Raw genomic sequence first — 22,161 nt, 5'->3', positions numbered from 1 at the left:
TTGCGGGTGTTTTCCCTAGCCATGGCGTTCCCCGACCGACTCATCGATCCCCAGCGGCAGGCGGATCTGCTGCTGTACCGGCTCTACCGCATCCACACCACCGCCGGCCGGCTGGTGGTGCACATGTGCGAAAGCGAATTCGGCATCACCCGGCGCGAATGGCGCATCCTGTCCTTTCTGGCCGAACGCGAGGGCGCACTGTCGTCACAGCTCGCGGAGCACGCCATGCTCGACCGCGCCCGGACCTCGCGCACGCTGAGCACGCTGGCGGCCAAAAAGCTGGTGGTGCGCCAGCCGCGCCCGTCGGACCGGCGCGAGGTGCATGTGTTCCTGAGCGCGGAAGGACGCCGGCTGTATGGCGAGATCTATCCCCGCGTGGCAGCGATCAACCGCGAACTGGTCTCCAGCCTCGACGCCGCACAGCGTCAGGACCTCGACGCGGCGGTGGACGCGCTGCAGACCCAGGCCAGCCGCATGGTGGCCGAACGGCCGGGGACGCCGCTGGCCCGGGACGGCGGGGATTGACAAGGTCTGTCGGGTGCGGCCCGTCGCGGCGACCTTGAGACAATCCACCGCATGACCTTTGAACTGCTCGCGGCCCTGGGCAAGAGTTTCCTCTTTGCCTTCGCGGCCATCCTCCCCATTCTGAACCCGGCGGCCACCGCGCCCATCTTTCTCGGGCTGACCGAAGGCGCATCGCCATCCACGCGCGCCCTGCTGGCGCGGCGCATTGCACGCAACATGTTTGCGCTGATGCTGGGTTCCATGCTCGTCGGTTCTTACGTGCTCGATTTCTTCGGCATCTCGCTGCCCATCGTGCGTGTCGGCGGTGGATTGATCGTGGCCGCCTCTGCGTGGCGCCTGCTGAACGCGGGGCATGCCACACAGGACAGCCGCGCCGAACTGGCCGACGCCTTCACCCCGGAACAAGCGCGCCGCCAGGCCTTCTACCCGTTGACCTTTCCCATCAGTTGCGGCCCCGGTTCCATCGCGGCCGCGATCACCGTGGGTGTGGCCCTGCACGACCCGCACTTCGCCATCTCGCTCGCCCGCATGGGTGGGGCCATCCTGGCGTTGTTCGCCATCGGTGTGTTGCTCTACTTCGCCTTTCGCTACGCGCAACGCCTCCTGCGGCCCCTCGGTGAAGCCGGCACCCTGATCTTCCTGCGGCTCTCGGCCTTCATCCTGCTCTGCCTGGGCGTGCAGATCGTCTGGGATGGGGTGAGCGAGTTGCTGCGCGGGCTGCTGGAGGCGTTGCCCGCCGCCGCCTGATCATGCGATGGAAGGAAAGCGCACCACGTTCCCCGTGGGCAGGCGGGCCATCGCCACGGTGAAGAGCGGGTGTTCCAGCCAGTTCGACAACCAGTTCTTCAGGGCCGGCAAGGGCTGCGCGGAGAACCAGGGCGGGTCCACCGCCGCGAACTGGCGCACGAACGGGAAGATCGCCAGGTCCGTCGCACAGGGCGTGTCCCCGCCAAGCTGCGCGGCCCGCGCCAGGCGGCCTTCGAGAGGACGCAGCAGGGTGTCCATCGCCTGCACGCGGTGCAGGACAGGGTCGCTCCCTTCGTGGCGCTCGGGGTACTTGGTGCGGTCCAGGTGGTGCTTGAAAGGTCCGTCGCACAGCGACAGCAGTGCCAGGTTGTCGGCGCCCTGCGCGCGCGACCACCAGCCGTCCGGATCCTGCGCCGACCAGGCCCAGCGCATGATGTCCAGGCTTTGCTCGAGCACATTGCCCTCTGGCAGCACGAGCACGGGCACGGTGCCTTTGGGCGAGCGTTCCAGCATCGCTGCCGGCTTGTCGCGCAGCACGATCTCGTGTGCGTCGAACGCCACGCCTGCCACCAGCAGTGCCATGCGCGCCCGCATCGCGTACGGGCAGCGCCTGTAGCTGTACAGCAGCGGCAGGCGTGGCGCCATCAGCGCAGCACGTCGCGGATCGACGGATCCTTGTCGAACTGCGCCTTGGCGAAGGGGCAGAGTGCGATCACCTTGGTGTCCGTCGAGCGCACCCAGGCCACGAGTGCGTCGAGCAGCTGGCGGCCCGCGCCTTGCCCCTTCAGGTTCTCGCTGACCTCGGTGTGGTCGATGATGATCAGCGCCGGACCGGTGCGGCTGTAGGTCATCTCGGCCAGGCGCTGGCTGCCCTGCTGGATGAAGAAAGCGCCTTTGGAATCCTGTTCCTGGTGCTGGATGGTGTGCTGGGTCATGGCGGTGAGGAGAGGTGGATGGATGCGAGGCTCAGGCCATGACGTCGCGGATCGAGGCGTCACGAGCAAACTGGAGTTTCACGTAGGAGCAGGCCGGGACCACCTTCGTGCCGGTCTTGCGAGCCCAGGCCACCATGGCGTCCTGAAGATGCTGCGCCACACCCTGGCCGCGCAGACCCGGGTCGACATAGGTGTGGTCAACGACGGCGAGGGATGGCTGGGTCCGGCTGTAGGTCATCTCGCCCACGCGTTGGCCGCTGCGCAGGACATGGAAGACACCCCGCGTGCCTTGTTCCTCGTGTTCAATGGCGTATTCCATGGCGGTTGTCCCGGAAAAGATCGCAAAGGTGCAGCCTACCACCCTGTGCAAAAGCGCATGCCCGGGGTGGGCTTTGTCACGCCCCCGATCAAGGGCCGTGCAGCGCACGCCCGATGTCCAGCGTGCTGCGATGCCCCAGGTCCCCCCGGTGGTCGTGCAGCCACCTGTCCGCCGCCTCCCGGCCCATGGCGTGCAGGTTCGCGAGAAAGCTCCACTGCGTGTTGGTCTTGCTCCCCGCGCCCAGCGCGGAGAGCGCCGTCCCTCCTTCGATGAGGTGCACGCGCAGTTGCCGCACGCGTTCGAGCAGGTCGGTACCACCGGCCGGTGGCTTGTCGCCCACCAGTTCTTTCATCATCGCCAGCGTGCGCAGCTCCTTGATCAGGCTGGCATTGAAAGTCACTTCGTTGATGCGGTCGAGGATGTCCCGCGCCGTGGTGGGCACGGTGTCGCGGAGCGTGGGATTGATCTGCACCAGCAGCAGGTCGTCGGCGCGCGTCTCGGTCAACAGGGGCAGCAGCGAGGGGTTGCCTGCGTAGCCACCGTCCCAGTAGGCTTCGCCATCGATCTCCACCGCCTGGAACAAGAGGGGCAGGCAGGCGGAGGCAAGCACCATGTCGGCGGTGAGCTCGTGCTGGCCGAAGATGCGCAACGCGCCGGTGCGCACCTGCGTCGCGGCAATGAACAGTTGCGTCTTGTGGCAGCGGCGCGCGCGGTCGAAGTCCACCGTGTCGACGAGGATGTCGCGCAGCGGGTTGAGGTTGAGCGGGTTGAGCTGGTAGGGCGACAGCGTGTGGCCGAGGGCGTCTGCCGCCTGTTGAAGGGGGTCGGTCCAGGGCTTGAACCAGGGTTCGATCCAGGCCTGCGCCGGCCCCATCAGCGTACCGAGCGGGCTGGTCTGCAGGCTGTAGAACGGCGAGAGTTCCGCCACCCGCGTCCAGAACTGGCGCAGCACGCGCTGCGCGCCTTCGCGGCCGCCGTCCATGAGGCCGGATGCCAGCGCCACGGCGTTCATGGCACCGGCGCTGGTGCCGCTGATCGCGGCGATTTCCAGGGTTTCGTCTTCCAGCAAGCGGTCGAGCACGCCCCAGGTGAAGGCGCCGTGCGAGCCTCCGCCCTGCAGGGCGAGGTCGATGGCCTGTTTCGTGGATGTGGCTTTGTGGCGACGTGATGGCTTGGAAGATGTCATGTGGTGCATTGCAACATGCGCCGCGGCGCTGCTCAAGTGTTCGCTACTGCACAGACGTGCGGACCGCGCTTCCTGCCTACTCATGTCCGCATGAAGCGCCGTTCCCTTTCTGGCTGAACCTCCATGCCCTGGCTCAAGCTTTTGCACATCAGCGCGGTCATCGTTTGGTGTGGCGCCCTGTTGTACCTTCCGCTGATGCTTTCATCCGCCGCTGCCGCGTCGCGGCCGCCGGCCGCTGCACTGCAGAAGCACTGGCCCCGTCAGGTGTTCATTGGCCTGGCCACGCCGGCAGCGCTGCTGGCCATCGGCTCGGGCACCCTGATCTTCGCCCTGCACGGCCCGGTGGCGCCCTGGCTCATGTTCAAACTGGCGGGTGTGGGCCTGCTGGTGCTCGGTCATGGCGCTTGCGGGCTGTTGGTGCTGCGCATCGAGCGTGGCGAGCCGGGCGGCGTGCGCTGGGTCAGTCGCGTGGTGATGTTTCAGTTGCTGTTGTGTCTTCTCGGTATCGCGTGGCTGGTGCTGCGCAAGCCGGCATGAAGCACGCCCGCATCGCCCAGCGGGCGGTTTCAGCTGTCTGTGTGCACGCCCACCGCGTTCTCGTAGACGAGACGGCCCCCGAGGTACGAGGCCAGCGAGATGAAGGCGGCGGTGAGCAGGCTCAGGCCCATGCCCCAGGGCATCACGTGCTCTCCGGGGTCGTCGCCCAGGCGCAGCCGCCAGTTCAGGGTGGCCACCGACAGCATCATCACGGCCATGAGCGCATGGCCCCAGGCCGTCACCAGTCGCCGGATCTCCCTCACGCTGAGGATGTCCACCAGCCCGGCCGCGCTCGCGGCCCAACCGCCCAGCGCGCCCACGCCTGCCAGCCACAGTCCCGCGCGTGCCCAGAACGGATCACCGCCGTAGAGGTAGGCCGCGTCGGTGCCCACCAGCGCGATGAGCGCCGCCACGGGAAAGTGGATCAGCATCGGGTGGATGGGGTGTCCGGCGATGGCGGCGCGGCTCAGGATCGGCTTGGTGCTGGGGCTCGTGCTCATCGGTGCATTGTGGAGCCATCGAGGTTCGCGTGTGCATCTGCGGTCTTGGGCGTGCCGATGCTGTCGGGTTGCGCGGGCGCGCAGTCGATGCTTGATCCGGCGGGGCCATCTGCGCGGGCCATCGCGCTGGTGTGGTGGTGGATGCTCGGCGTGGCGGTGCTGGTCACGTTGGGCGTGGTGCTGGCCTGGCTGCTCGCGATGCGCCGGGGAAGCGGCCCGGAAGGCGTGGCCACGGAGGCGCATGCCGCGCGCCACGGCCAGCGCTGGATCGTGGGTGGTGGCATCGTGCTGCCCTCGCTGGCGATCGCGGCCTTGCTGCTCTTCGGCACGCCGGCCGGCTTGCACCAGCTGCCCTTGCCCGCGTCCTGGTCGGGCGGTGGTGCGCAGGGCGTGGCGCCCTTGCGCGTCGACGTGACGGCGCGGCAGTGGGCGTGGGCACTGCAGTACCCCGACAGTGGCGTGCGGCTGCAGAACGAACTGCGCATGCCGGTGGGTCGCCCGGTCGACATCCACGTGGGCAGCGACGATGTGATCCATTCCTTCTGGGTGCCACGCCTGGGCGGCAAGATCGACGCCATTCCCGGTCGCATCAACGTCGTGCGACTGCAGGCCGACGTGCCCGGCACTTTCCGGGGGCAGTGCGCCGAGTTCTGTGGCCTGAACCACGCGCACATGGTGATGGCGGTGATCGCCATGCCGGCGGATGAGTTCGACGCCTGGCTGGCCGCGCAACCGCGAGAAGGCGCCCGATGAACGAGCCCATCCGATCCACGCCGCCGCACGATGCCGCCGAACTGCATGCCGAGTTCGAGGCGGTCTGGGGCAATCCGCCAGGCTGGCGGGTGCTGAGTGCGGTCAACCACACCAGCGTGGCGCGCCGCTTCATGGTGACCGGCGCGGTGTTCTTTTTCGTCGCGGGCCTGCTGGGCATGCTGTTGCGCGCGCAGCTCGCGCAGCCGGGGCAGGACTTCATGGGTGCGGAGGCCTACAACCAGGCCTTCACCATGCACGGCACGATGATGATGTTCCTCTTCGCCGTGCCGGTGCAGCAGGGGCTGGCTGCCTACCTGCTGCCCAAGATGCTGGGCTCGCGCGACCTCGTGTTCCCGCGCCTGGGCGCGTTCGGCTACTGGTGCTACCTGTTCGGTGGCCTCATTTTCACCAGCAGCCTGCTGCTGGGCCTCGCCCCTGACTCAGGCTGGTTCATGTACACGCCGCTCTCCAGCAACACCTACTCGCCTGGCAAGGGCCCTGACTTCTGGCTGCTGGCTATCACCTTCATCGAGATCGCCACCATGGCCGCCGCGATCGACATCGTGGTGTCCATCCTGCGCGCGCGGGCGGCCGGCATGGGCTTGCACCAGTTGCCGATCTTCGCGTGGTCGATGCTGATCACGTCGCTGATGGTGATCGTGGGCTTTCCGCCGCTGATTCTCGGGAGCATCCTGCTGGAACTCGAGCGCGCGGCCGGCTGGTCCTTCTTCGATCCGACACGCGGCGGCGACCCGGTGCTGTGGCAGCACCTGTTCTGGTTGTTCGGTCACCCGGAGGTCTACATCATCTTCCTGCCGGCGGCGGGCGTGGTGTCGATGCTGGTGCCGGTGTACGCACGACGTCCGCTGGTGGGTTACCGCTGGGTGGTGGTCTCCATGATCGGCACCGGCTTCATCAGCTTCGGGCTGTGGGTGCACCACATGTTCGCCATCGGCATTCCTGCCCTGTCACAGGCGTTCTTCGCCGTGGCCAGCATGCTGGTGGCCGTGCCCACGGGTGTGCAGCTGTTCGCGTGGATCGCCACGCTCTGGAGCGGGCGTCCGGTGTGGAGCGTGCCCATGCTGTGGATCGCGGGCTTCCTGATGATCTTCGTGGTGGGTGGCCTCACCGGTGTGATGCTGGCCTTCGTCCCCTTCAACTGGCAGGTGCACGACACGCACTTCGTGGTGGCGCATTTCCACTACGTGCTCATCGGCGGCATGCTGTTCCCGCTGATCGCGGGCATCTACCACTGGCTGCCGCATTTCAGCGGTCGCCTGCCGTCCGACCGGCTGTCGAAGGCCGGCTTCTGGCTCACCTTCATCGGTTTCAACGGGACGTTCCTGGTGATGCACTGGACCGGCCTGCTCGGCATGCCACGGCGTGTGTACACCTACGAGGCCGGGCTGGGCTGGGACCTGCCCAACCTCATCTCCTCGGTGTTCAGCTTCATCATGGCCTTCGGCATCGCGGCGCTGTTGCTCGATCTCGTGCTGCACTGGCGCCATGGCCGCAAGGCCTCGCTGAATCCGTGGAATGCCGACACCCTGGAATGGGCGAGCGGCACGCCGCCGCGCTCGTACAACTTCGCCAGCCTGCCGCGCATCGCCACGCGCCACCCTCTGTGGGATGCGCCCGACCTGCCCGAGACCATCGCCACCGGCCAGCACGCGCTGGCGCATGCGGCACACGGGCGGCGCGAGACCCTGGGTGTGGACCCGGTCAGTGGCCATGTGCGCGAGGTGTTCCACCTGCCGGGCAATTCCTGGCTGCCACTGGTGGCCGGCACCGTGCTGGCCGTGCTGTGCCTGACGCTGCTCTCGAAGCAATACGCGGTGGCCTGCGGCGTGGCGCTGGTGGCCGTGGTGGTGCTGCTGCGCTGGTCGTGGGAGAACGGACCTCAGAGCGGCACGCCCGCCAACGCGATGGCCAATGAGACCGACGACCTGCCGCGAGGCCTCAGGCTGCACACGCGCACCTTCGACGGCCCCGGTCTCTGGGGCATGGGCCTGACCATGCTGGCCGACACCGCGATCTACGCCTCGCTGCTGTTCGGCTGGCTCTACCTGTGGACGGTGGTTCCCGACACCCAGCCCGCGCAGTCATCCCCGCTGGGCACCTGGCCGCTGGCGGTGGTGACGGCGCTGTTCGCCGCGGGCCTGTGGTGCCTGCAGCGCGTGGTGCGGCGCCTGCGCGCCGGCGGCGACGCGGGCCTGCGCACCCACCTGTGGGGGTCTGCAGCCTTCGGTGTGGCGGGCTGTGGGGTGATGGGCTGGCTGCTGGCCACGGCTGGTCTGCAACCCACGCTGCGCGCGCGCGACGCGGTGCTGTGCTTCACGCTGGTCTTCCTGCTGCTGCACGGCGCACTGGCCGCGGTGCTGTCGGCGCTGCAGGCACTGCGGGTGCACCACGGTCGCGTGAGCCTGCAGGCACCCTATGAGCCGGGCGTGGTGGCCATGCTGTGGCGGTTCTGCGTGCTGGCCCAGGCCCTCGCCTGGGCGCTCATGGCCCTGTTGCCGTTGGCATTCGCGGCGCCATGACGCGAGAAGCCGGTACCGCACCGCGCAAGGACCACGCCTGGCACCTGGTGCTGGGCCTCGCACTGTGGTTTGCCTGGTTCTGCGCCACCTACGGCGGCCTTGCCGCGGCCTGTTCGGTGGCGCCACCGCCGCCCGGGGCCGGGCCGCTGACCTGGCTCAATGCCGTGGCCTTGCTGGTGGCGGCGGTGTGCACGGCGGGCTTCGGTGGGGCCGCTTGGGCATGCGCGCGCGCCGCGCGGCAGGAACGCGCGCACGCGGCCGCCGTGCGGCGGCGCTTCATCGCGCGCTCGTCCGCGTGGCTCTATGCCATTGCCGCGCTGTCCACCGCGTTGGTGGCCTTGCCGGCGGTGCTGCTGCCGCCCTGCGTCTGAGCCGCGCCGCTGCGGCGGGGTCGCAGATGCCCGTGGTCAGCGCGTCGGCAGCGCCCAGGCAATGACGCTGTCGCCCAGCTTCGTGTCCATGCGCTCGTGGCCGCCCACGGCGGCCACGATGTACTGGCGGCCGTCCACCTCGTAGCTCATCGGCGCGGCCTGCAGGCCGGCGGGCAGGCGCGTCTCCCAGATCAGCTCGCCGGTCTCGGTGTCGAACGCGCGCAGGAAGTTGTCCAGCGCCGCGCCGATGAAGACCAGCCCGCCGGCCGTGACCAGCGAGCCCGCGTTGTTGGGCGTGCCCATGGTGAACTTCATGCGCGAGGGAATGCCCATCGGTCCGTGGTCGTAGCCGGTGCCCAGCGGGCGGCGCCAGACCACCTCCTGGGTGCGCAGGTCCACGCCCGTGATATAGCCCCAGGGCGGCGCGATGCAGGGCGTCTCCAGCGGCGACATCCAGGGTTCTTTCTTGGCGCCGAAGGGCAGGCCGGCCTGCGCCATGTAGTCGGGCACGGCGCTCTTGCCCCGGAAGATGGAGACGATGCCCATTTCGTCCATGGTCTCGCGCGTGTAGACGTGCTCGGTGTAGGGCAGGCGGTTGCTGTTCATCACGAGAATGCCGCGCTGCAGGTCGATGGCCACACCGCCCCAGTTGATGCCGCCGTGGTTGCCGGGGTGGGCGATGGTGCCCTGCAGCGTGGGTGGTGTGTAGATGCCTTCGTAGCGCATCTGTTTGAACTGGATGCGGCAGATCAGCTGGTCAAACGCGCTGATGCCCCAGGTGTCGCTCTCGCGCAGCGTTTCAATGTCCTTGTCGGGCTGGCCGATGGTGTTGGGCATGCCGGGCGACAGCGGTTGCGTGGGGGCGGTCCAGTCGCCGTGGTCGGTGCCTTGCGGCACGGCCACCTGCTCCACCGGCAGAAGGGGTTCGCCGGTGGCGCGATCCAGCACGAACACCGGGCCCGCCTTGGTGGCCTGCACCATGGCCGCGCGGCGGCTGCCGTCTGGCATGGGCCAGTCGACCAGATTGGGCGGCGGGCCGAGATCGAAGTCCCAGAGGTCGTGGTTCACGGTGCGGAAGTGCCAGCGCACGCGGCCGGTGCTGGCGTCCACCGCGACGATCGACGAGGTGAATTCCTCTTCCTCGGGCGTGCGCTCTTTGCCGTAGAAATCGCCCGATGCGTTGCCGGTGGGCAGGTAGACCAGGCCCAGTTCGTCGTCGGCCGCCATGGGTGTCCAGACGTTGGGCGTGCCGCGCGTATAGACCTCGCCTTCCGGAGGCAGCCGCGTGGTCTCGGGCCGGCCCAGGTCCCAGGCCCAGCGCAGGCTGCCATCGATGGCGTCATAGCCTCGCACCACGCCCGAGGGCGCGGCGCGTTCCTGTCCGTCACGCACCTGGCCCGTGGGCTGGACGACCACGCCCCGCATGACCACCGGTGGTGACGTGGGGCCGACGAAACCCGCCAGCGTGTTGCCCGTGTGCTCGTTCAGATCGACGTAGCCCTGCCTGCCGAAGCCGGTGCACAGCTTCCCCGTCATGGCATCCAGCGCGCCGAGACGTCCGTCTGCCAGAGGCCAGAAAAGGCGCTGGGGGATTCGGCGGCAATGGGTGCTTCGTGATACGAGACACCACGGCACACAGAGGCTGCGGCCCTCGAAAGCGCGACCGGGTCGGTTTCCGGATTGAAGCGCCAGCGTTCCCTGCCGGTGCTGGCTTCGAGCGCAACCACTTGCTGGGTGGGCGTGCAGATGTACACCAGCTCACCCACTTTCAAAGGGGTGTTCTGGGTGGCGTAGGTGATGTTCGAATCGGGCGCCTTCACGTCGCCGTGCCGGTGGTGCCAGGCGATCTCCAGCTGCGCCACGTTGCCCTTGGTGATCTGTGCCGAAGGCGTGTAGTGGTTGGCAAGGTTGGAGCCCGCCTAGGCGGTCCAGCTGCTGGCGTCGTGGTTGGCGGACACGTTGCCGTCGGGCGAGGGCACGGTGCCGCGGCTGAAGGCTTCGGCCGGGCGCTGGCCATCGCCGCCGCTGGCGAGCAGGATGGTGGAGGGCCACAGCAGCGGGACGAGGATGGCCGCGCCCATCACCAGCGGAAGCCCGACCGTGAGCACCAGGTACGGGCGCCGGTTCATCGGCCATGGGCTGCGCCGCACCGCGGGCCAGAAGGCGGCCGTGATGAGCCCCACCACCGCCAGCCAGGCCAGCCGGGGCACAAGCGCCCAGCCGTCATTGCCCACTTCCCACCAGGCCCACACCAGCGTGGCGAGCAGCAGGCCGCCGAGCAACCAGATGCCCGCGCCCCGGCCCAGGGCGAGGCAGACCGCGGCGGCGGCCAGCGCCACGCCAGCCAGCAGGTAGTACCACGAGCCGCCGAGCATCGCGAGCCGGCCACCCATGACCACCAGCACCAGCCCGGCCATGGCGAGCAACACGGCCCAGGTCAGAAAGGCCCAGCCGGCGAGGCCGCGCCGTCGCGCGATGGGGGTGGGGGTGAGGTCGGTGTTGGCGTTCATGCGCATGCTCCAGATGCGTGCACGCGAACGCGCACTGGGGGTTGAAAGGTGTCAGCGCGGCGGGCCGGTGACGCGCCAGATCACATTGCCCACGTCGTCGGCCACGAGCAGCGCGCCCTTGCCGTCGATGGCCACGCCCACCGGCCGGCCGAGCGCCTTGCCGTCGGCGTCGAGGAAACCGGTGAGCACATCCACCGGCTGCCCGTTGGGCTTGTCGCCAGAGAAGGGCACGTAGATCACCTTGTAGCCACTCGGCGGCTTGCGGTTCCATGAGCCATGCTGGCCGACGAACATGCCGCCCTCGGCAAAGGGGCCGCCCAGGGTGCTGCCGCGCGCAGAGGCCAGACCGAGGGACGAGGTGTGGTTGCCCAGCGCGTAGTCGGGTCGCACGGCGGTGGCCACCAGGTCGGGGCGCGGCGGCTGTGGACGCTCGTCGACCTTCTGGCCGTAGTAGCTGTAAGGCCAGCCGTAGAAGGCGCCGTCGCGCACCGAGGTCATGTAGTCAGGCACGAGGTCGGAGCCAAGTTCGTCGCGCTCGTTGACCGAGGTCCACAGCGTCTCGCCCTGCCAGGCCATGCCCACCGGGTTGCGCAGGCCGGTGGCGAAGAGTCGGCCCTTGCCGGTGGCGCGGTCGAATTCCCAGATTGCCGCGCGCCCTTCCTCATGGGCCATGCCGTGTTCGGCCACGTTGCTGTTCGAGCCCACCGACACGTACAGCCGGCTGCCGTCGGCGCTGGCAATGAGACCCTTGGTCCAGTGATGGTTCAGCGCACCTCCGGGCAGATCGGCCACCTTGGTCACCGGACCACTGGCCCTGGTGTCTCCCGCTTGGTAGGGCACCTTCACCAGCGCGTCGGTGTTGGCGATGAAGAGCTCGTTGCCGACCAGCGCCATGCCGAAAGGTGAGGTGAGGTTCTCGAGAAACACGGAGCTCACTTCGGCGGTGCCGTCGCCGTCGGCGTCGCGCAGCAGGGTGATGCGGTCGGCGCTGGGCGTGGCGGCGCCCGCGCGCTTCATCACCATGCCCATCACCTTGCCCTTGATGCCCAGCAGCTCGTCGCGCAGCGGCCGTTCAGGCGCGTTCGATTCGGCCACCAGCACATCGCCGTTGGGCAGCACGTGGATCCAGCGCGGGTGGTCGAGCCCGCCGGCGAATTTGCTCACCGTGGTGCCGCTCGCGGCGGTGGGCATCTGGCCTTCCTGCCAGGGCTGTGCCTTCGCCACTTTCACGGTGGGCAGCATCGTCTTCACCGGCGCGGGCAGCTCGGGGTCGGGCCCGTAGCCGGTGTCCACTTTCAGTTTTGCCGACTCACCGCAAGCACCCAGCAGCAACGCACTGGCCATGAGCAGTGCAAGTGACGGTTGCCTGGCGGGAAGGGCGTGACGCGACGAGACCATTGAAGGCTCCTTGTGTATGTGGGTGTGACAGCGGGATGGTTTGAAACTAAGACCGATACCCACTGACGTCTGTGCGTTGCGCCACCAACACCGCGACGCTGACGCCCGTCTGGGACAATCGTGCTTTGCCCGCAGAACACCGCATGCCCACCGCCCTGGCGACCGACGCCACTCCCGCAACCCCCGATGCCTTGCCCAGCGGCCCGTTGGCGCGCGAGGCACTCGCGCTGGCCGCTTTCGATCATGTGGTGGCCCATGCCCCGGGCTACCGCGCGCGGCCGGGCCAGCGCGAGATGGCCGCGCACATCGCGCAGACGCTCTCTGGCGTCTCGCTGGGCGACGGTGCGGTGGCCAGCGATGCCCCCTTGCCCGCGCGGGGTATCGCGGTGGTGCAGGCCGGCACCGGCGTGGGCAAGTCGGCGGCCTACGCGTCCACCGTGATTCCGCTCGCGCTCGCGCAGCAGAAGCGCGTGATCATCAGCACCGCCACCGTGGCGCTGCAGGAGCAGTTGATTGCCAAGGACCTGCCCGCGCTCGCGACCACGCTGCCCCAGCCGTTCGCCTTCGCGCTGGCCAAAGGGCGTGGCCGCTACGTGTGCCGCCTGAAACTGGACCAGCTCAGCGGCGGCGATGCGGCCAGCGCCGATCTCTTCGAGAGCGACGACGGCGGTGCCGACACCGGTGCCACGGCTTCGGCCGCAGCGGCCGCGCGCTGGCAGGAGCGTGGCGTGCAGTACACCGCCTGGGCCAACGCGCTGGACAGCGGCAGCTGGGACGGCGACCGCGACCGGCTCGACGAGCCGCCCGACGGTGGCCTATGGGGACCGGTGGCGGCCGAACGCCACACCTGCACCGCGCGCCATTGCCCGAGCTACAACAGCTGCAGCTACTACCAGGCGCGTGCGAAGCTGGCCCAGGCCCAGGTCATCGTGGTCAACCACGACCTGCTGCTCTCCACGCTCGGCCTGCACGCGCTGCCCGCGCCGCAGGACTGCTACCTGGTGTTCGACGAGGCGCACCACCTGGGCCCGGTGGCGCAAGGGCAGTTCACCGCGTCCATGGACCTGATGCGCGGCCAGTGGCTCGACAAGTTGCCGCGCGCCGTGGACGAGGTGGCCGCTGCGATCGAATACAAGCCGACGATCGACGTCGCCGCGTCCGCGCGCGAACTCAAGAGCGCGCAGGGCGAACTCGCCCGGCTCGCCATGCAGCGCATCGGCGCCTTGCCCGCCTGGCTGGACCTCACCGGCCGCGCCGCCGGGCGGGCACCCCTGCGCCCCGGCGGCGGCTTCAACGACGCCGGCGCGCCGGTGGTGGACCGCTTCGAAGGGGGCATGCTACCGGCGGACTGGCTCGATGTGGTCACGACCCTGCACGCCAGCGCCAGCAGCCTGCTCAAGGTGTTCGAGGCGCTGGCCTCACAGCTCAAGACGACCGCGCGCGAAAACCCGGGCGACGCCCAGCGCTGCGCCAGGCTCTACAGCCGCCTGGGCGTGCTGGCGCCGCGCCTGCAAAGCGCGCAGGAAACGGCGAGCTACTGGATGCAGCAGGCCGGCGATGGCCAGCCGCCGCTGGCCAAGTGGCTGGAGGCCGGTGTCAGCCACGGGCTGGTCACCCTCACGGCGCACGCCTGCCCGCTGCAGCCGGGCAGCCTCTTGCGCAACCAGCTCTGGAACCAGGTGCGCGCGGCGGTGGTCACCTCGGCCTCGCTCGTCACCTGCGGCAGCTTCGATCATTTCCTGCACGAATCCGGTCTGGCCTGGGACGGCGCGGTGGCCGCGCGCGAGGTGCAGAGCCCGTTCGACCATGCGCGCCAGGGCCGCCTGATCGTGGTGCAGACGCAGGCCGACCCGAAGGACGTGGAAGGCTACACCCGCGAGATGCTCGCCCTGCTGATGGCTGACCTGCGGCAGGTGGAGCGCGGCGCGCTGGTGCTGTTCACCTCGCGCGCGCAGATGCGTCAGGCGCAAGGCCTGCTTGAGCGCGGTGAGCACGCGGCGCTGCGCGACCGCGTGCTGGTGCAGGGTGAGGCCTCGCGCACCGTGCTGCTGCGCCGCCATGCCGAGCGCGTGGCCGACGGCCAGCCGTCAGTGCTGTTCGGCCTGCAGTCTTTTGGCGAAGGGCTCGACCTGCCCGGTGAGCTGTGCGAGTGGGTGTTCATCACCAAACTGCCGTTCGCTTCACCCAGTGACCCCGTGGGTCAGGCGCGCGCCGACTGGCTCAAGAGCCAGGGCCGCGACCCGTTCAGCGAACTGGTGGTGCCCGCCACCGGTGCACGGCTGCTGCAATGGACCGGCCGCGCGCTGCGCACCGAGACCGACGAGGCCGTGGTCGTTTGCTACGATGCCCGCTTGCTGCGCCAGTCCTACGGGCGGCGCATGCTCAAGGGCCTGCCTCCCTACCGGCTGCAGCGCCGCGTCGATGGCGCGCTGACCGAGGCCTGAGCCTCCTTCCCACGAAGACCCACCAGAAAGCCATCGCCATGATCTTTTCCGTCCTCAAGCTCATCCACGTGCTCGCCGTCATCCTGTGGGTGGGCGGCATGGCTTTCGCGCATTTCTTTCTGCGCCCCTCGGTGCAGACGCTCGAAGCGCCCGTGCGCCTGCGCCTGCTGCAGACCGTGATGAAGCGCTTCCTGTCGACGGTGCTCGTGGCCTCGCTGGTGGTGCTGGTCACCGGGCTGTGGATGATCGGCCGCGTGGCCAAGGAAACCGTGCAGGCTGGCCTGTCCTTCAACATGCCGCTGGACTGGACCATCATGGCCACGCTCGGCATCCTGATGATCGCGATCTTCGGCCACATCCGCTTCGCACTCTTCAAGCGCCTCACGCGCGCCGTGGACGCGAGCGACTGGCCTGCCGGTGGTGCCGCCATGGCCTCCATCCGGGCCTGGGTCTTCGTCAACCTGTGCATCGGCATCGTGATCATCTGCGTGACCTTGCTCATGGGCTGAATGCCCTCCGCGCGGCCATGGCTTCCCCATTGGCGCCCCTGGGTGGGTACCGCCTCTGGATGATCGCGCTCCTGGCTGCGTTGCTGCAAGGTTGCGCGCTGCCGCCGCTGGACGGGCGCAGCGAGTCCATGGCGCTGTCGAACGCCGAAGCGGCCGCCACCCGCCTGGGCCGTGCGCTGAATGAGCAGGTGCAGGCGCATCCCGGCGAGTCCGGCATCCTGCCGCTGGCCGAGGCGCTGGACTCGTTCGCAGCCCGAATGCTGCTGGTGCGCGCCGCCGAACGCACGCTGGACGTGCAGTACTACATCTGGCGCGACGACATCACCGGCAACCTGCTGCTGGACGCGCTGCGGGAGGCCGCCGGGCGCGGCGTGCGCGTGCGCCTGCTGCTGGACGACAACGGCGTGGCCATGGACGCCAGGCTGCTCGCGCTGGATCGCCATCCCGCCATCGAGGTGCGGCTGTTCAACCCGTTCTCGGTGCGCCAGCCCAAGGCGCTGGGCTACCTCACGCACTTCAGCCGCGCCAACCGCCGCATGCACAACAAGGCGCTGGTCGCGGACAACCAGGCCGCCATCGTGGGCGGACGCAACGTGGGCGACGAGTACTTCGGTGCCACCGACGGCGTGCTGTTCGCCGACCTTGACGTGCTGGCCGCAGGCGCCGTGCTGCCGGCGCTGTCGGCCGACTTCGACCGCTACTGGGCCAGTGCGTCCGCCTACCCGATCGACCGCATCGTGCCCGCTACCAGCGCGGTGCCAGCGCCCACGACCCGCACCGAGGACGATCCGCGCGCGGCGCGCTACCTGCAGGCCTTGCGGGAATCGCGCTTCGTGGCCGACCTGCTGGCCGGTGAACACCTGCCGCAGTGGGCCAGGGTGGAGATGGTGAGCGACGATCCGCGCAAGGGCCTCGGGCTGGCGGAGAGGGAAGACCTCATCACGCACCAGCTGCAGCAGGTGCTGGCCCGCCCACCCGTGGCTTCGCTGGATCTGGTGTCACCGTACTTCGTTCCGACCGCCGCGGGCGTGGACGCTTTCAGCCGGCTCGCGGCCCGAGGCGTTCGCGTGCGCATTCTGACCAACGCGCTGGAGGCCACCGACGTGTCGGCTGTGCACTCGGGCTACGCGCGCTACCGCAAGGAACTGCTGCGCGCCGGTGTCGAGCTGCACGAAATGAAGCGCGGCGCGCAGCCGCAGGGCGGCCGCGCCGGCGTGTCCGGCAGCTCGGGCTCCAGCCTGCACGCGAAGACGTTTGCCATCGATGGCCGGCGCGTGTTCGTGGGCTCGATGAACTTCGACCCACGTTCCGCTCACCTCAACACCGAACTCGGCTTCATCATCGACAGCCCCGTGCTGGCACAGGCGGTGACCCAGGCGTTTGACCGGGACATTCCGGCCAGCGCCTATGAGGTGAAACTCGATGAGAGCGGCGGCCTGGTGTGGATCGAGCGCAGGGAGGGGCAGGCGCTGCGCCACACACGCGAACCGGGCAGCACGCTGGGACGCAGCGCCTGGATCGGCCTGCTGTCGGTGCTGCCGATCGAGTGGCTGCTCTGAAAGAAGCACCCGCCTGCGCCGCTTTCCCCCTCCGTGGCGCGCCTTCGGCGCTTCGAAGGGCGACGGCATCTCGGGCCGGCGCAGCCGGACCCTTGATGCCTCTGGAGGGCACGCCTCTTTCGTTGGGGGTTTGGGAAAGACGGGTTCAGTCGTCGTGGCGGTGGGCCAGCAGGGTGCGCCAGATCAGCGCGCCCAGCGCGGCACCGGCGATCGGCGCGACCCAGAACAGCCAGAGCTGATCCAGTGCGACGGAGGGGCCGAAGAGGGCCGGGCCGGTGCTGCGCGCCGGGTTGACCGAGGTGTTGGTCACCGGAATGGAGACAAGGTGGATGAGGGTCAGGCACAGACCGATGGCCAGGCCGGCGAAACCCGCCGCCGCGCGCTTCGCGGTGACACCGAGGATCACCAGCAGGAACACCGCCGTCAGCACCACCTCGGTCAGCAGCGCGGCAACCATGTCGTAGCCGCCGGGCGAGTGTGCGCCGTAGCCGTTGGTGGCGAAGCCGCCCACCACGGCGCCCGGCTTGCCTGTGGCGATCAGGTAGAGCACGCCGGCGGCGGCCACCGCGCCCAGCACCTGGGCGACCACATAGCCGGGCAGTTCCGCCGCACGGAACCGTCCACCCAGCGCCAGACCGACGGACACCGCCGGGTTGAAGTGGCCGCCGGAGATCGGCCCGAAGGCGTAGGCACCGGTGAGCACCGTCAGCCCGAAGGCGAGCGAGACGCCGGTGAACCCGATGCCCAGTTCGGGGAAGCCCGCCGCCAGCACCGCGCTGCCGCAGCCGCCCAACGTCAGCCAGAACGTGCCGAGGAACTCGGCGGACCATTTTTGGAGATTGCTGTATTCCATGCTGCTCACCTAGTCGAGAGGCAGCGGACGATACGCAGGCGCAGCGCGGCACACAAGCGAATTAACAATGATTTGACACATCCCTGTGACCGCGCCGCGCGGGCGCAGGGGGATCGCTCAGTTCGCCGCGCTGGCCGCCGGGGGCGGGCGTTGGCCGAGTATGCGGTGCCACAGCGCAGGCAACGCGGTGGCGATGTCGGGCCGCGAGCCGTTCAGCGTGGGGCGTTGTCCGCCGTTGGCGCGGTCGGCGTCGGTGCCAAGATCGAAATGGAAGGTGTAGTTCGGCTCCTGGCCCATGCGCAGGTCGGTCAGGTACAGGCGGCCTTCGGCTTCCGACACGCTGAAGAAACCGTGTGTGAAGGCCGCCATGCGCGCGACGTAAGGCTCGTCGCGGTACCGGGTGAGCAACTCCGCGCCGCGGTCGTGCACCGTCCACCGCACGTCGCGTGTGTCGTCCAGCAGCGAGTAGTAGCCCTCGCGGTATTGCGTGGAGGTGGTGGCCACGAAGCGCCAGAGCAACGTGTTGAACGGCGAGGGGGTGACCAGCAGGCCGTCAGCCGCCATGCCTTGCTGCTTCAGCGAATCGCGAGCCACCTGCGTGGCGTGGTGCTGTGCGCCCACGCTCCAGGCAAGGTAGAGCGTGCTGAGCACCAGGCCGGCGGCGTTCCAGGCCAGGCCGCGCGCCGACCTCAACCGCAGCGCGGCGACCACACCCACGATCAGGGGTAGCGTATAGGCCGGGTCGATGATGAACACGCTGCCCACGCCGAAGGGGTGGTCGCTGAACGGTCGCAGCAACTGCGTGCCGTACACCGTCATGGTGTCGAGCAGCGGATGGGTGATCAGCACCAGCCACAGGGCGAGCCACCAGCGCCGGAACAGCGCGGCTTCGCCGTGGATGCGCGACACGACCCACGCCAGCAAGGGCGCGAACAGCGTGAGCACGATGAGCGAGTGGCTCTCCGCGCGGTGCAGCGTCATGTTCAGGACGGCGTCACCGTGGTCGATGAAGGCGTCGAGATCGGGCAGCGTGCCACCGATGGCGCCCCACAAGGCGGCCTTCCACACGGCCGTGCGACGGCCCATCACCGCCACGCCCACGGCCGAGCCGAGGGCAATCTGGGTCAATGAATCCATGGCGCGAGAGCTTAGCCGCGCCGGCTCACACCGTGGGTGACAGGGGCTTGTTCAGGCCTGCACCACGATGGGGAACGTGGCGCGCAGGCCGTCGTTGCCAGGGGCGAACGGTACTGTCACTGCGGCGCGGTCCGCCTCGCTCATGCGCCGCCAGATGCCGTCGCGCTCGTTGCCCGGATCGCCTGCCACATAGAGCTGGGTGGTGAGCAGTTCCGCGCGGTCCAGCCGCACCTTCACGTGGATGTGCGGCGTGCGCCCGGTGTAGGGCACGGGTTTCAGGGTGCGGAAGCGGTAGCGGCCATCGCGCCCGACCGTGACTTTGCCGAAACCCTGGAAGGCCGGGTCGGCCCGGTCGCCATCGCCCGGGTGGTGGTAGTGGCCCGCGTGGTCGCACTGCCAGATCTCGACCACCGCACCCGCCACGGGCACACCGGCCAGATCGGTCACCGTGCCATCCACCCAGGCGGGCTGCCCTTTGCCATACACAGCCTGGCCGTTCTTCAGCAGGTCCGCGTCCGAATCGGCGGGCAGGCTCACGGGGTAGAACGGCCCTTCCGTCTGGCGCGGTGTGGGTCGCAGGTTATTCGACTGCGCCAACGCAGGCGAGAGCCAGACCGGGGCCGCCACGGCGGCGGCACTGGCGATGAGGATGCGGCGGCGGGGCAGGACGGGCATGGACTCTCCTGGAATATCTGTCTGATTGGAAGAGCGTCCGGCGTGCAAGTTCCTGATCCAGAACACCGCGGGACTGGCTACGCCAGGCCGCAGGCGTTGCCCCTGGGGGAAGACGCCGCAGGCAGCGCGGGGGGGCTATTTCCCGCCCATCCAGGCCAGGAGCGAGGCGCGCATGGCTTCTTCGACGGACATGTTGATGGGCGTCGTCCAGCTGCGCGGCACGAACACGGTGTAGCCGCCGATCATGTAGCCCATGGGCAGGTAGACGGCCACATGGTCCAGTTCCGCCAGCCCGGGCGGCAGCCCCTGCATGTTCTGCCGTGTGACCAGGCCGACGATGGTCATCTCGTTGTCCGGCAGCTTGAGCATCACGACCTGCTGCTGTGTCTCCTTCTGGCTGGGCGAGAAGTAGTCGGCAAAGCTTTTCAGCGAAGAATAGATGCTCTTGACCACCGGCAGGTTGGTGAAGGGCAGCTCCACCCACGAGAGCATGCGCGCCGTCACGGGCTGGGAAATCAGGAACCCCAGCCCGAAGATCATGGCCGCGCCGATCAGGATACCCAGGCCCGGCAGGTAGAAGTCGCCGACCAGCGGCCGGATTGCCCACATCGCCAGGGTTTCCAGCCAGACGATGAAGAGGTACAGCACGTAGACCGTGAGCGCCACCGGAAGGAAGGTGATCAGGCCGCGGAAGAAGTACTGGTAGATCGGTTTCATGGGGCGTCGGTCGTGGCGTGTGCGGCTGGCGCGGGAGGGACAGCGGGAGGGACAGCGGGAGCATAGCAGTCAGGGTGCTTGCAATGGGCTGCCTGGGCCCCATATGCCTGGTGTTTGCCCATTTCCGGGCCGCCACGCCTGGCGCTTGCGCCAGTTCAGGAACTCCCCTGGAGCCAGGAGGCTCTCAAATCCATGAATGGACTCTTCGATTTCTTCGGCCGCGTGCTGCGTGGCGTGCTCAGGCTGGTGCTGGTCGTGGCCAGCCTCATTTTCGTGTTCAGTCTCTTGCTGGCCGCGATCGTGGTGATGCTGGGCGTGTCGCTCTGGGCGCTGGTCACGGGGCGCAAGCCCACCCCGGCGGTGGTGTTCAGCCGCTTCCGCCAGACCTCGCAGCGCTATACCCAGGGCGTATGGCCGGGAAGCGCGGCCGGCGGCGCAAACCGATCGGCTGATGTGGTCGACGTGGAGGCCACCGAGGTGCCCGACGCCCCGGCCCAGCGGCGTGAACCGGGCGCGCGTTCCGGGCCCGACACCATGGCGCGCGTGCTGCGCTGAACCTCAGTTTTCCGCGGCGCCATTCTGGCGCCGGGCCAGCGCGGCGTCGTACAGGGCGTTGCGTGGCTGGCCTGTGATGTCCGCGCACAGGCGCACGGCGGTTTTCAGGGGCAGTTCGGCCAGCAGCAGGTCGAGCGTGCGCAGGGCGGCCGGGTCCATCGCCTCGGCGTCGGCCGCACCGGGGACCAGCGGGTGCACCATCAACACGAATTCCCCGCGGGTGCGGTGCGTGCCGGCCTGCAGCCAGGCGGGCAGGTCCTGTGCCGGCAGCGATGCGATCTCCTCGAACTGCTTGGTCAACTCGCGCCCCACGGTAAGGGTGCGTGGCCCCAGGGTGGCGAGATCCCGGGCCAGCGCGTCGATGCGGTGCGGTGCTTCCAGCAGCACGCAGGCGCGTGCATCGGCGGCGATCTGCCGCACTTCACGCTGGCGCTCTGCGGCCTTCGGCGACAGAAAACCGGTGAAGACGAAGCGGCCGTCCCAGCCGCTGTGGCCGGCCACGCTGAGCAGCGCCGTGATGCTGCTGGCGCCGGGGATCGGCAGGCTGCGCAGCCCGGCGGCGGCAACGGCCGCCACGAGGCGCGCCCCCGGGTCGCTCACGCCCGGTGTGCCGGCATCGCTCACGTAGGCGATGCGCTCACCGGCCTGCAGGCGCAGCACCACGGCTTGTGCCGCCTCCGCCTCGTTGTGCTCGTGCAGGGCCAGCAGCGGCTTGTGCAGACCATACGACTGCAGCAGCGTGGCGGTGTGGCGCGTGTCCTCGCAGGCCACGGTGTCCACCAGCGAGAGCACCTGCAGCGCGCGCAGCCCGATATCGGCCAGATTGCCGATCGGGGTGGCGACCATGTACAGCGCGCCCTGCGGATAATGCTGGTGCCCCGCCGCATCACGGGCGGCGGCCAGCAGGGATGGAGTGCTTGCAGACAATGTTGTGGACATCCAGAAAACCAGGGGCGTCCGCCCGGAAGGGCGCGGCGCAACAGACCACCAAGAGCCGGGGCGACGCCGCCGAAAGTGCAGCCCTCGCGCATCTGAAGCGCCACGGCCTGTCACTCGTGCAGCGCAATTTCAGAACACCCGGGCGGGGTGGTGGCGAGGTCGATTTGATTATGCGCGAGCCCGACGGCACGCTGGTCTTCATCGAGGTGCGCCTGCGCGCCAGCCAGCGGCAGGGCGGGGCCGGTGCGAGCATCACAGGCGTGAAGCAGCGGCGCATTGTGTTCGCGGCGCGGCACTTTTTGCTCCGGCTCGGCTCAGAGCCTCCATGCCGCTTCGATGTGGTGCTCATCGAGGGCACGTTTGACGGGCCCTCACCCGTGCGCATCGAGTGGCTGAAGGCTGCCTTCGACGCCTCGTTCAGTTTCTGATCATTTTGAAACACCCCTCACCGC

General features: G+C 68.9%; 24 protein-coding genes and 1 pseudogene. 11 read left to right on the top strand and 14 right to left on the bottom strand.

Features of this window, described 5'->3' with window-relative positions; all coding sequences use genetic code 11:
* Positions 1–21: 21 nt before the first annotated feature.
* The gene (locus J2X09_RS05970) at positions 22–525 is read left to right on the top strand and encodes a MarR family winged helix-turn-helix transcriptional regulator (protein ID WP_204732674.1); all 504 of its coding nucleotides are present in this window, start codon (positions 22–24) and stop codon (positions 523–525) included.
* Between the two features lie 51 nt (positions 526–576).
* Positions 577–1,272 carry a MarC family protein gene (locus J2X09_RS05965; RefSeq protein WP_204732675.1) on the top strand — a complete coding sequence of 232 codons (696 nt, stop codon included), beginning with the start codon at positions 577–579 and terminating at the stop codon, positions 1,270–1,272.
* Here J2X09_RS05965 and J2X09_RS05960 read toward each other — a convergent pair whose 3' ends face one another.
* The 4 genes from J2X09_RS05960 to J2X09_RS05945 form a co-directional block, all read right to left on the bottom strand.
* Positions 1,273–1,917, bottom strand: a complete 645-nt coding sequence (locus tag J2X09_RS05960) for a glutathione S-transferase (RefSeq protein ID WP_204732676.1) — start codon at positions 1,915–1,917, stop codon at positions 1,273–1,275. It abuts the gene before it with no gap.
* Positions 1,917–2,207, bottom strand: a complete 291-nt coding sequence (locus J2X09_RS05955) for a GNAT family N-acetyltransferase (protein ID WP_204732677.1) — start codon at positions 2,205–2,207, stop codon at positions 1,917–1,919. The genes J2X09_RS05960 and J2X09_RS05955 overlap by 1 nt, the downstream gene beginning before the upstream one ends.
* Before the next feature lie 31 nt (positions 2,208–2,238).
* Positions 2,239–2,526: a GNAT family N-acetyltransferase gene (locus J2X09_RS05950; protein ID WP_204732678.1), complete on the bottom strand. Its 288-nt coding sequence runs from the start codon at positions 2,524–2,526 to the stop codon at positions 2,239–2,241.
* An 88-nt stretch (positions 2,527–2,614) separates the two neighbouring features.
* Complete coding sequence (locus J2X09_RS05945) at positions 2,615–3,712, bottom strand: patatin-like phospholipase family protein (protein ID WP_204732679.1); 1,098 nt, start codon at positions 3,710–3,712, stop codon at positions 2,615–2,617.
* A 123-nt stretch (positions 3,713–3,835) separates the two neighbouring features.
* Between J2X09_RS05945 and J2X09_RS05940 the strand changes: the two genes are divergently transcribed.
* A complete protein-coding gene (locus J2X09_RS05940) occupies positions 3,836–4,249 on the top strand; it encodes a CopD family protein (RefSeq protein WP_204732680.1) in 414 nt (137 codons plus the stop codon).
* Between the two features lie 29 nt (positions 4,250–4,278).
* Here the strand turns inward: J2X09_RS05940 and J2X09_RS05935 are convergent, their stop codons facing one another.
* Positions 4,279–4,749: a DUF2231 domain-containing protein gene (locus J2X09_RS05935; RefSeq protein ID WP_204732681.1), complete on the bottom strand. Its 471-nt coding sequence runs from the start codon at positions 4,747–4,749 to the stop codon at positions 4,279–4,281.
* A gap of 51 nt (positions 4,750–4,800) precedes the next feature.
* Here J2X09_RS05935 and coxB point away from each other — a divergent pair, with 51 nt between their 5' ends.
* The 3 genes from coxB to J2X09_RS05920 are packed head-to-tail and all read left to right on the top strand — an operon-like array spanning position 4,801 to position 8,413.
* Positions 4,801–5,502 (top strand): cytochrome c oxidase subunit II, encoded by a 702-nt coding sequence (gene coxB, locus J2X09_RS05930; protein WP_310307818.1) that lies wholly within the window; start codon positions 4,801–4,803, stop codon positions 5,500–5,502.
* Positions 5,499–8,042, top strand: a complete 2,544-nt coding sequence (ctaD, locus tag J2X09_RS05925) for a cytochrome c oxidase subunit I (protein ID WP_204732683.1) — start codon at positions 5,499–5,501, stop codon at positions 8,040–8,042. The genes coxB and ctaD overlap by 4 nt, the downstream gene beginning before the upstream one ends.
* The gene (locus tag J2X09_RS05920) at positions 8,039–8,413 is read left to right on the top strand and encodes a hypothetical protein (protein ID WP_204732684.1); all 375 of its coding nucleotides are present in this window, start codon (positions 8,039–8,041) and stop codon (positions 8,411–8,413) included. The genes ctaD and J2X09_RS05920 overlap by 4 nt, the downstream gene beginning before the upstream one ends.
* A gap of 36 nt (positions 8,414–8,449) precedes the next feature.
* Here the strand turns inward: J2X09_RS05920 and J2X09_RS05915 are convergent, their stop codons facing one another.
* The 4 genes and pseudogenes from J2X09_RS05915 to J2X09_RS05900 all read right to left on the bottom strand — a co-directional run bounded on the left by J2X09_RS05915 (position 8,450) and on the right by J2X09_RS05900 (position 12,321).
* Positions 8,450–10,048, bottom strand: a complete 1,599-nt coding sequence (locus J2X09_RS05915) for an outer membrane protein assembly factor BamB family protein (protein WP_445352002.1) — start codon at positions 10,046–10,048, stop codon at positions 8,450–8,452.
* Positions 9,946–10,314: pseudogene (locus tag J2X09_RS05910) on the bottom strand (hypothetical protein); the annotation flags it as partial. The pseudogene J2X09_RS05910 and the gene J2X09_RS05915, both read right to left, overlap by 103 nt.
* Before the next feature lie 18 nt (positions 10,315–10,332).
* Positions 10,333–10,923, bottom strand: coding sequence for a hypothetical protein (locus J2X09_RS05905; RefSeq protein ID WP_204732687.1), 591 nt, complete (start codon positions 10,921–10,923; stop codon positions 10,333–10,335).
* A gap of 51 nt (positions 10,924–10,974) precedes the next feature.
* Positions 10,975–12,321, bottom strand: coding sequence for a PQQ-dependent sugar dehydrogenase (locus J2X09_RS05900; protein ID WP_204732688.1), 1,347 nt, complete (start codon positions 12,319–12,321; stop codon positions 10,975–10,977).
* Positions 12,322–12,464: 143 nt separating this feature from the next.
* Here J2X09_RS05900 and dinG point away from each other — a divergent pair, with 143 nt between their 5' ends.
* Genes dinG through J2X09_RS05885 form a run of 3 tightly spaced genes read left to right on the top strand, consistent with a single transcriptional unit; the run spans position 12,465 to position 16,833 of the window.
* The gene (gene dinG / locus J2X09_RS05895; protein ID WP_204732689.1) at positions 12,465–14,765 is read left to right on the top strand and encodes an ATP-dependent DNA helicase DinG; all 2,301 of its coding nucleotides are present in this window, start codon (positions 12,465–12,467) and stop codon (positions 14,763–14,765) included.
* Between the two features lie 38 nt (positions 14,766–14,803).
* Positions 14,804–15,274: a CopD family protein gene (locus tag J2X09_RS05890; RefSeq protein ID WP_204732690.1), complete on the top strand. Its 471-nt coding sequence runs from the start codon at positions 14,804–14,806 to the stop codon at positions 15,272–15,274.
* Positions 15,275–15,291: 17 nt separating this feature from the next.
* Positions 15,292–16,833: a phospholipase D family protein gene (locus J2X09_RS05885; protein ID WP_310307720.1), complete on the top strand. Its 1,542-nt coding sequence runs from the start codon at positions 15,292–15,294 to the stop codon at positions 16,831–16,833.
* A gap of 145 nt (positions 16,834–16,978) precedes the next feature.
* On the opposite strand, the gene aqpZ is transcribed toward J2X09_RS05885, so the two are convergent.
* The 4 genes from aqpZ to J2X09_RS05865 all read right to left on the bottom strand — a co-directional run bounded on the left by aqpZ (position 16,979) and on the right by J2X09_RS05865 (position 20,215).
* Complete coding sequence (aqpZ, locus tag J2X09_RS05880; protein ID WP_204732691.1) at positions 16,979–17,686, bottom strand: aquaporin Z; 708 nt, start codon at positions 17,684–17,686, stop codon at positions 16,979–16,981.
* A 117-nt stretch (positions 17,687–17,803) separates the two neighbouring features.
* Entirely contained in the window at positions 17,804–18,823 is a 1,020-nt protein-coding gene (locus tag J2X09_RS05875; RefSeq protein ID WP_204732692.1) for a metal-dependent hydrolase, read from the bottom strand.
* A 51-nt stretch (positions 18,824–18,874) separates the two neighbouring features.
* Positions 18,875–19,498 (bottom strand): dioxygenase family protein, encoded by a 624-nt coding sequence (locus J2X09_RS05870; protein ID WP_204732693.1) that lies wholly within the window; start codon positions 19,496–19,498, stop codon positions 18,875–18,877.
* Between the two features lie 135 nt (positions 19,499–19,633).
* Positions 19,634–20,215, bottom strand: a complete 582-nt coding sequence (locus J2X09_RS05865; protein WP_204732694.1) for a DUF502 domain-containing protein — start codon at positions 20,213–20,215, stop codon at positions 19,634–19,636.
* 192 nt (positions 20,216–20,407) lie between these two features.
* Here J2X09_RS05865 and J2X09_RS05860 point away from each other — a divergent pair, with 192 nt between their 5' ends.
* Positions 20,408–20,770 (top strand): hypothetical protein, encoded by a 363-nt coding sequence (locus J2X09_RS05860; protein WP_204732695.1) that lies wholly within the window; start codon positions 20,408–20,410, stop codon positions 20,768–20,770.
* 3 nt (positions 20,771–20,773) lie between these two features.
* Here the strand turns inward: J2X09_RS05860 and rsmI are convergent, their stop codons facing one another.
* Positions 20,774–21,709 carry a 16S rRNA (cytidine(1402)-2'-O)-methyltransferase gene (gene rsmI, locus J2X09_RS05855; protein ID WP_204732696.1) on the bottom strand — a complete coding sequence of 312 codons (936 nt, stop codon included), beginning with the start codon at positions 21,707–21,709 and terminating at the stop codon, positions 20,774–20,776.
* Here rsmI and J2X09_RS05850 point away from each other — a divergent pair.
* Entirely contained in the window at positions 21,697–22,137 is a 441-nt protein-coding gene (locus tag J2X09_RS05850; RefSeq protein WP_204732697.1) for a YraN family protein, read from the top strand. The genes rsmI and J2X09_RS05850 overlap by 13 nt on opposite strands.
* The last annotated feature ends 24 nt before the right edge of the window (positions 22,138–22,161 follow it).

It is taken from the genome of Hydrogenophaga laconesensis (assembly GCF_031457235.1).
GTDB classification, from domain to species: domain Bacteria; phylum Pseudomonadota; class Gammaproteobacteria; order Burkholderiales; family Burkholderiaceae_C; genus Hydrogenophaga; species Hydrogenophaga laconesensis.
The sequence above is the reverse complement of the archived record's forward strand: the minus strand, read 5'-3'. Positions and strand labels throughout refer to the sequence as shown.

Coding starts and splice junctions, on each gene's coding strand:
- J2X09_RS05870 (WP_204732693.1), bottom strand. CDS start 19,498: ATGCCCGTCCTGCCCCGCCGCCGCATCCTCATCGCCAGTGCCGCCGCC.
- J2X09_RS05940 (WP_204732680.1), top strand. CDS start 3,836: ATGCCCTGGCTCAAGCTTTTGCACATCAGCGCGGTCATCGTTTGGTGT.
- J2X09_RS05945 (WP_204732679.1), bottom strand. CDS start 3,712: ATGACATCTTCCAAGCCATCACGTCGCCACAAAGCCACATCCACGAAA.
- J2X09_RS05860 (WP_204732695.1), top strand. CDS start 20,408: ATGAATGGACTCTTCGATTTCTTCGGCCGCGTGCTGCGTGGCGTGCTC.
- J2X09_RS05960 (WP_204732676.1), bottom strand. CDS start 1,917: ATGGCGCCACGCCTGCCGCTGCTGTACAGCTACAGGCGCTGCCCGTAC.
- J2X09_RS05905 (WP_204732687.1), bottom strand. CDS start 10,923: ATGAACGCCAACACCGACCTCACCCCCACCCCCATCGCGCGACGGCGC.
- aqpZ (WP_204732691.1), bottom strand. CDS start 17,686: ATGGAATACAGCAATCTCCAAAAATGGTCCGCCGAGTTCCTCGGCACG.
- J2X09_RS05865 (WP_204732694.1), bottom strand. CDS start 20,215: ATGAAACCGATCTACCAGTACTTCTTCCGCGGCCTGATCACCTTCCTT.
- J2X09_RS05920 (WP_204732684.1), top strand. CDS start 8,039: ATGACGCGAGAAGCCGGTACCGCACCGCGCAAGGACCACGCCTGGCAC.
- dinG (WP_204732689.1), top strand. CDS start 12,465: ATGCCCACCGCCCTGGCGACCGACGCCACTCCCGCAACCCCCGATGCC.
- J2X09_RS05935 (WP_204732681.1), bottom strand. CDS start 4,749: ATGAGCACGAGCCCCAGCACCAAGCCGATCCTGAGCCGCGCCGCCATC.
- J2X09_RS05950 (WP_204732678.1), bottom strand. CDS start 2,526: ATGGAATACGCCATTGAACACGAGGAACAAGGCACGCGGGGTGTCTTC.
- J2X09_RS05955 (WP_204732677.1), bottom strand. CDS start 2,207: ATGACCCAGCACACCATCCAGCACCAGGAACAGGATTCCAAAGGCGCT.
- J2X09_RS05875 (WP_204732692.1), bottom strand. CDS start 18,823: ATGGATTCATTGACCCAGATTGCCCTCGGCTCGGCCGTGGGCGTGGCG.
- ctaD (WP_204732683.1), top strand. CDS start 5,499: ATGAACGAGCCCATCCGATCCACGCCGCCGCACGATGCCGCCGAACTG.
- J2X09_RS05900 (WP_204732688.1), bottom strand. CDS start 12,321: ATGGTCTCGTCGCGTCACGCCCTTCCCGCCAGGCAACCGTCACTTGCA.
- J2X09_RS05965 (WP_204732675.1), top strand. CDS start 577: ATGACCTTTGAACTGCTCGCGGCCCTGGGCAAGAGTTTCCTCTTTGCC.
- rsmI (WP_204732696.1), bottom strand. CDS start 21,709: ATGTCCACAACATTGTCTGCAAGCACTCCATCCCTGCTGGCCGCCGCC.
- J2X09_RS05885 (WP_310307720.1), top strand. CDS start 15,292: ATGGCTTCCCCATTGGCGCCCCTGGGTGGGTACCGCCTCTGGATGATC.
- J2X09_RS05890 (WP_204732690.1), top strand. CDS start 14,804: ATGATCTTTTCCGTCCTCAAGCTCATCCACGTGCTCGCCGTCATCCTG.
- J2X09_RS05970 (WP_204732674.1), top strand. CDS start 22: ATGGCGTTCCCCGACCGACTCATCGATCCCCAGCGGCAGGCGGATCTG.
- J2X09_RS05850 (WP_204732697.1), top strand. CDS start 21,697: ATGTTGTGGACATCCAGAAAACCAGGGGCGTCCGCCCGGAAGGGCGCG.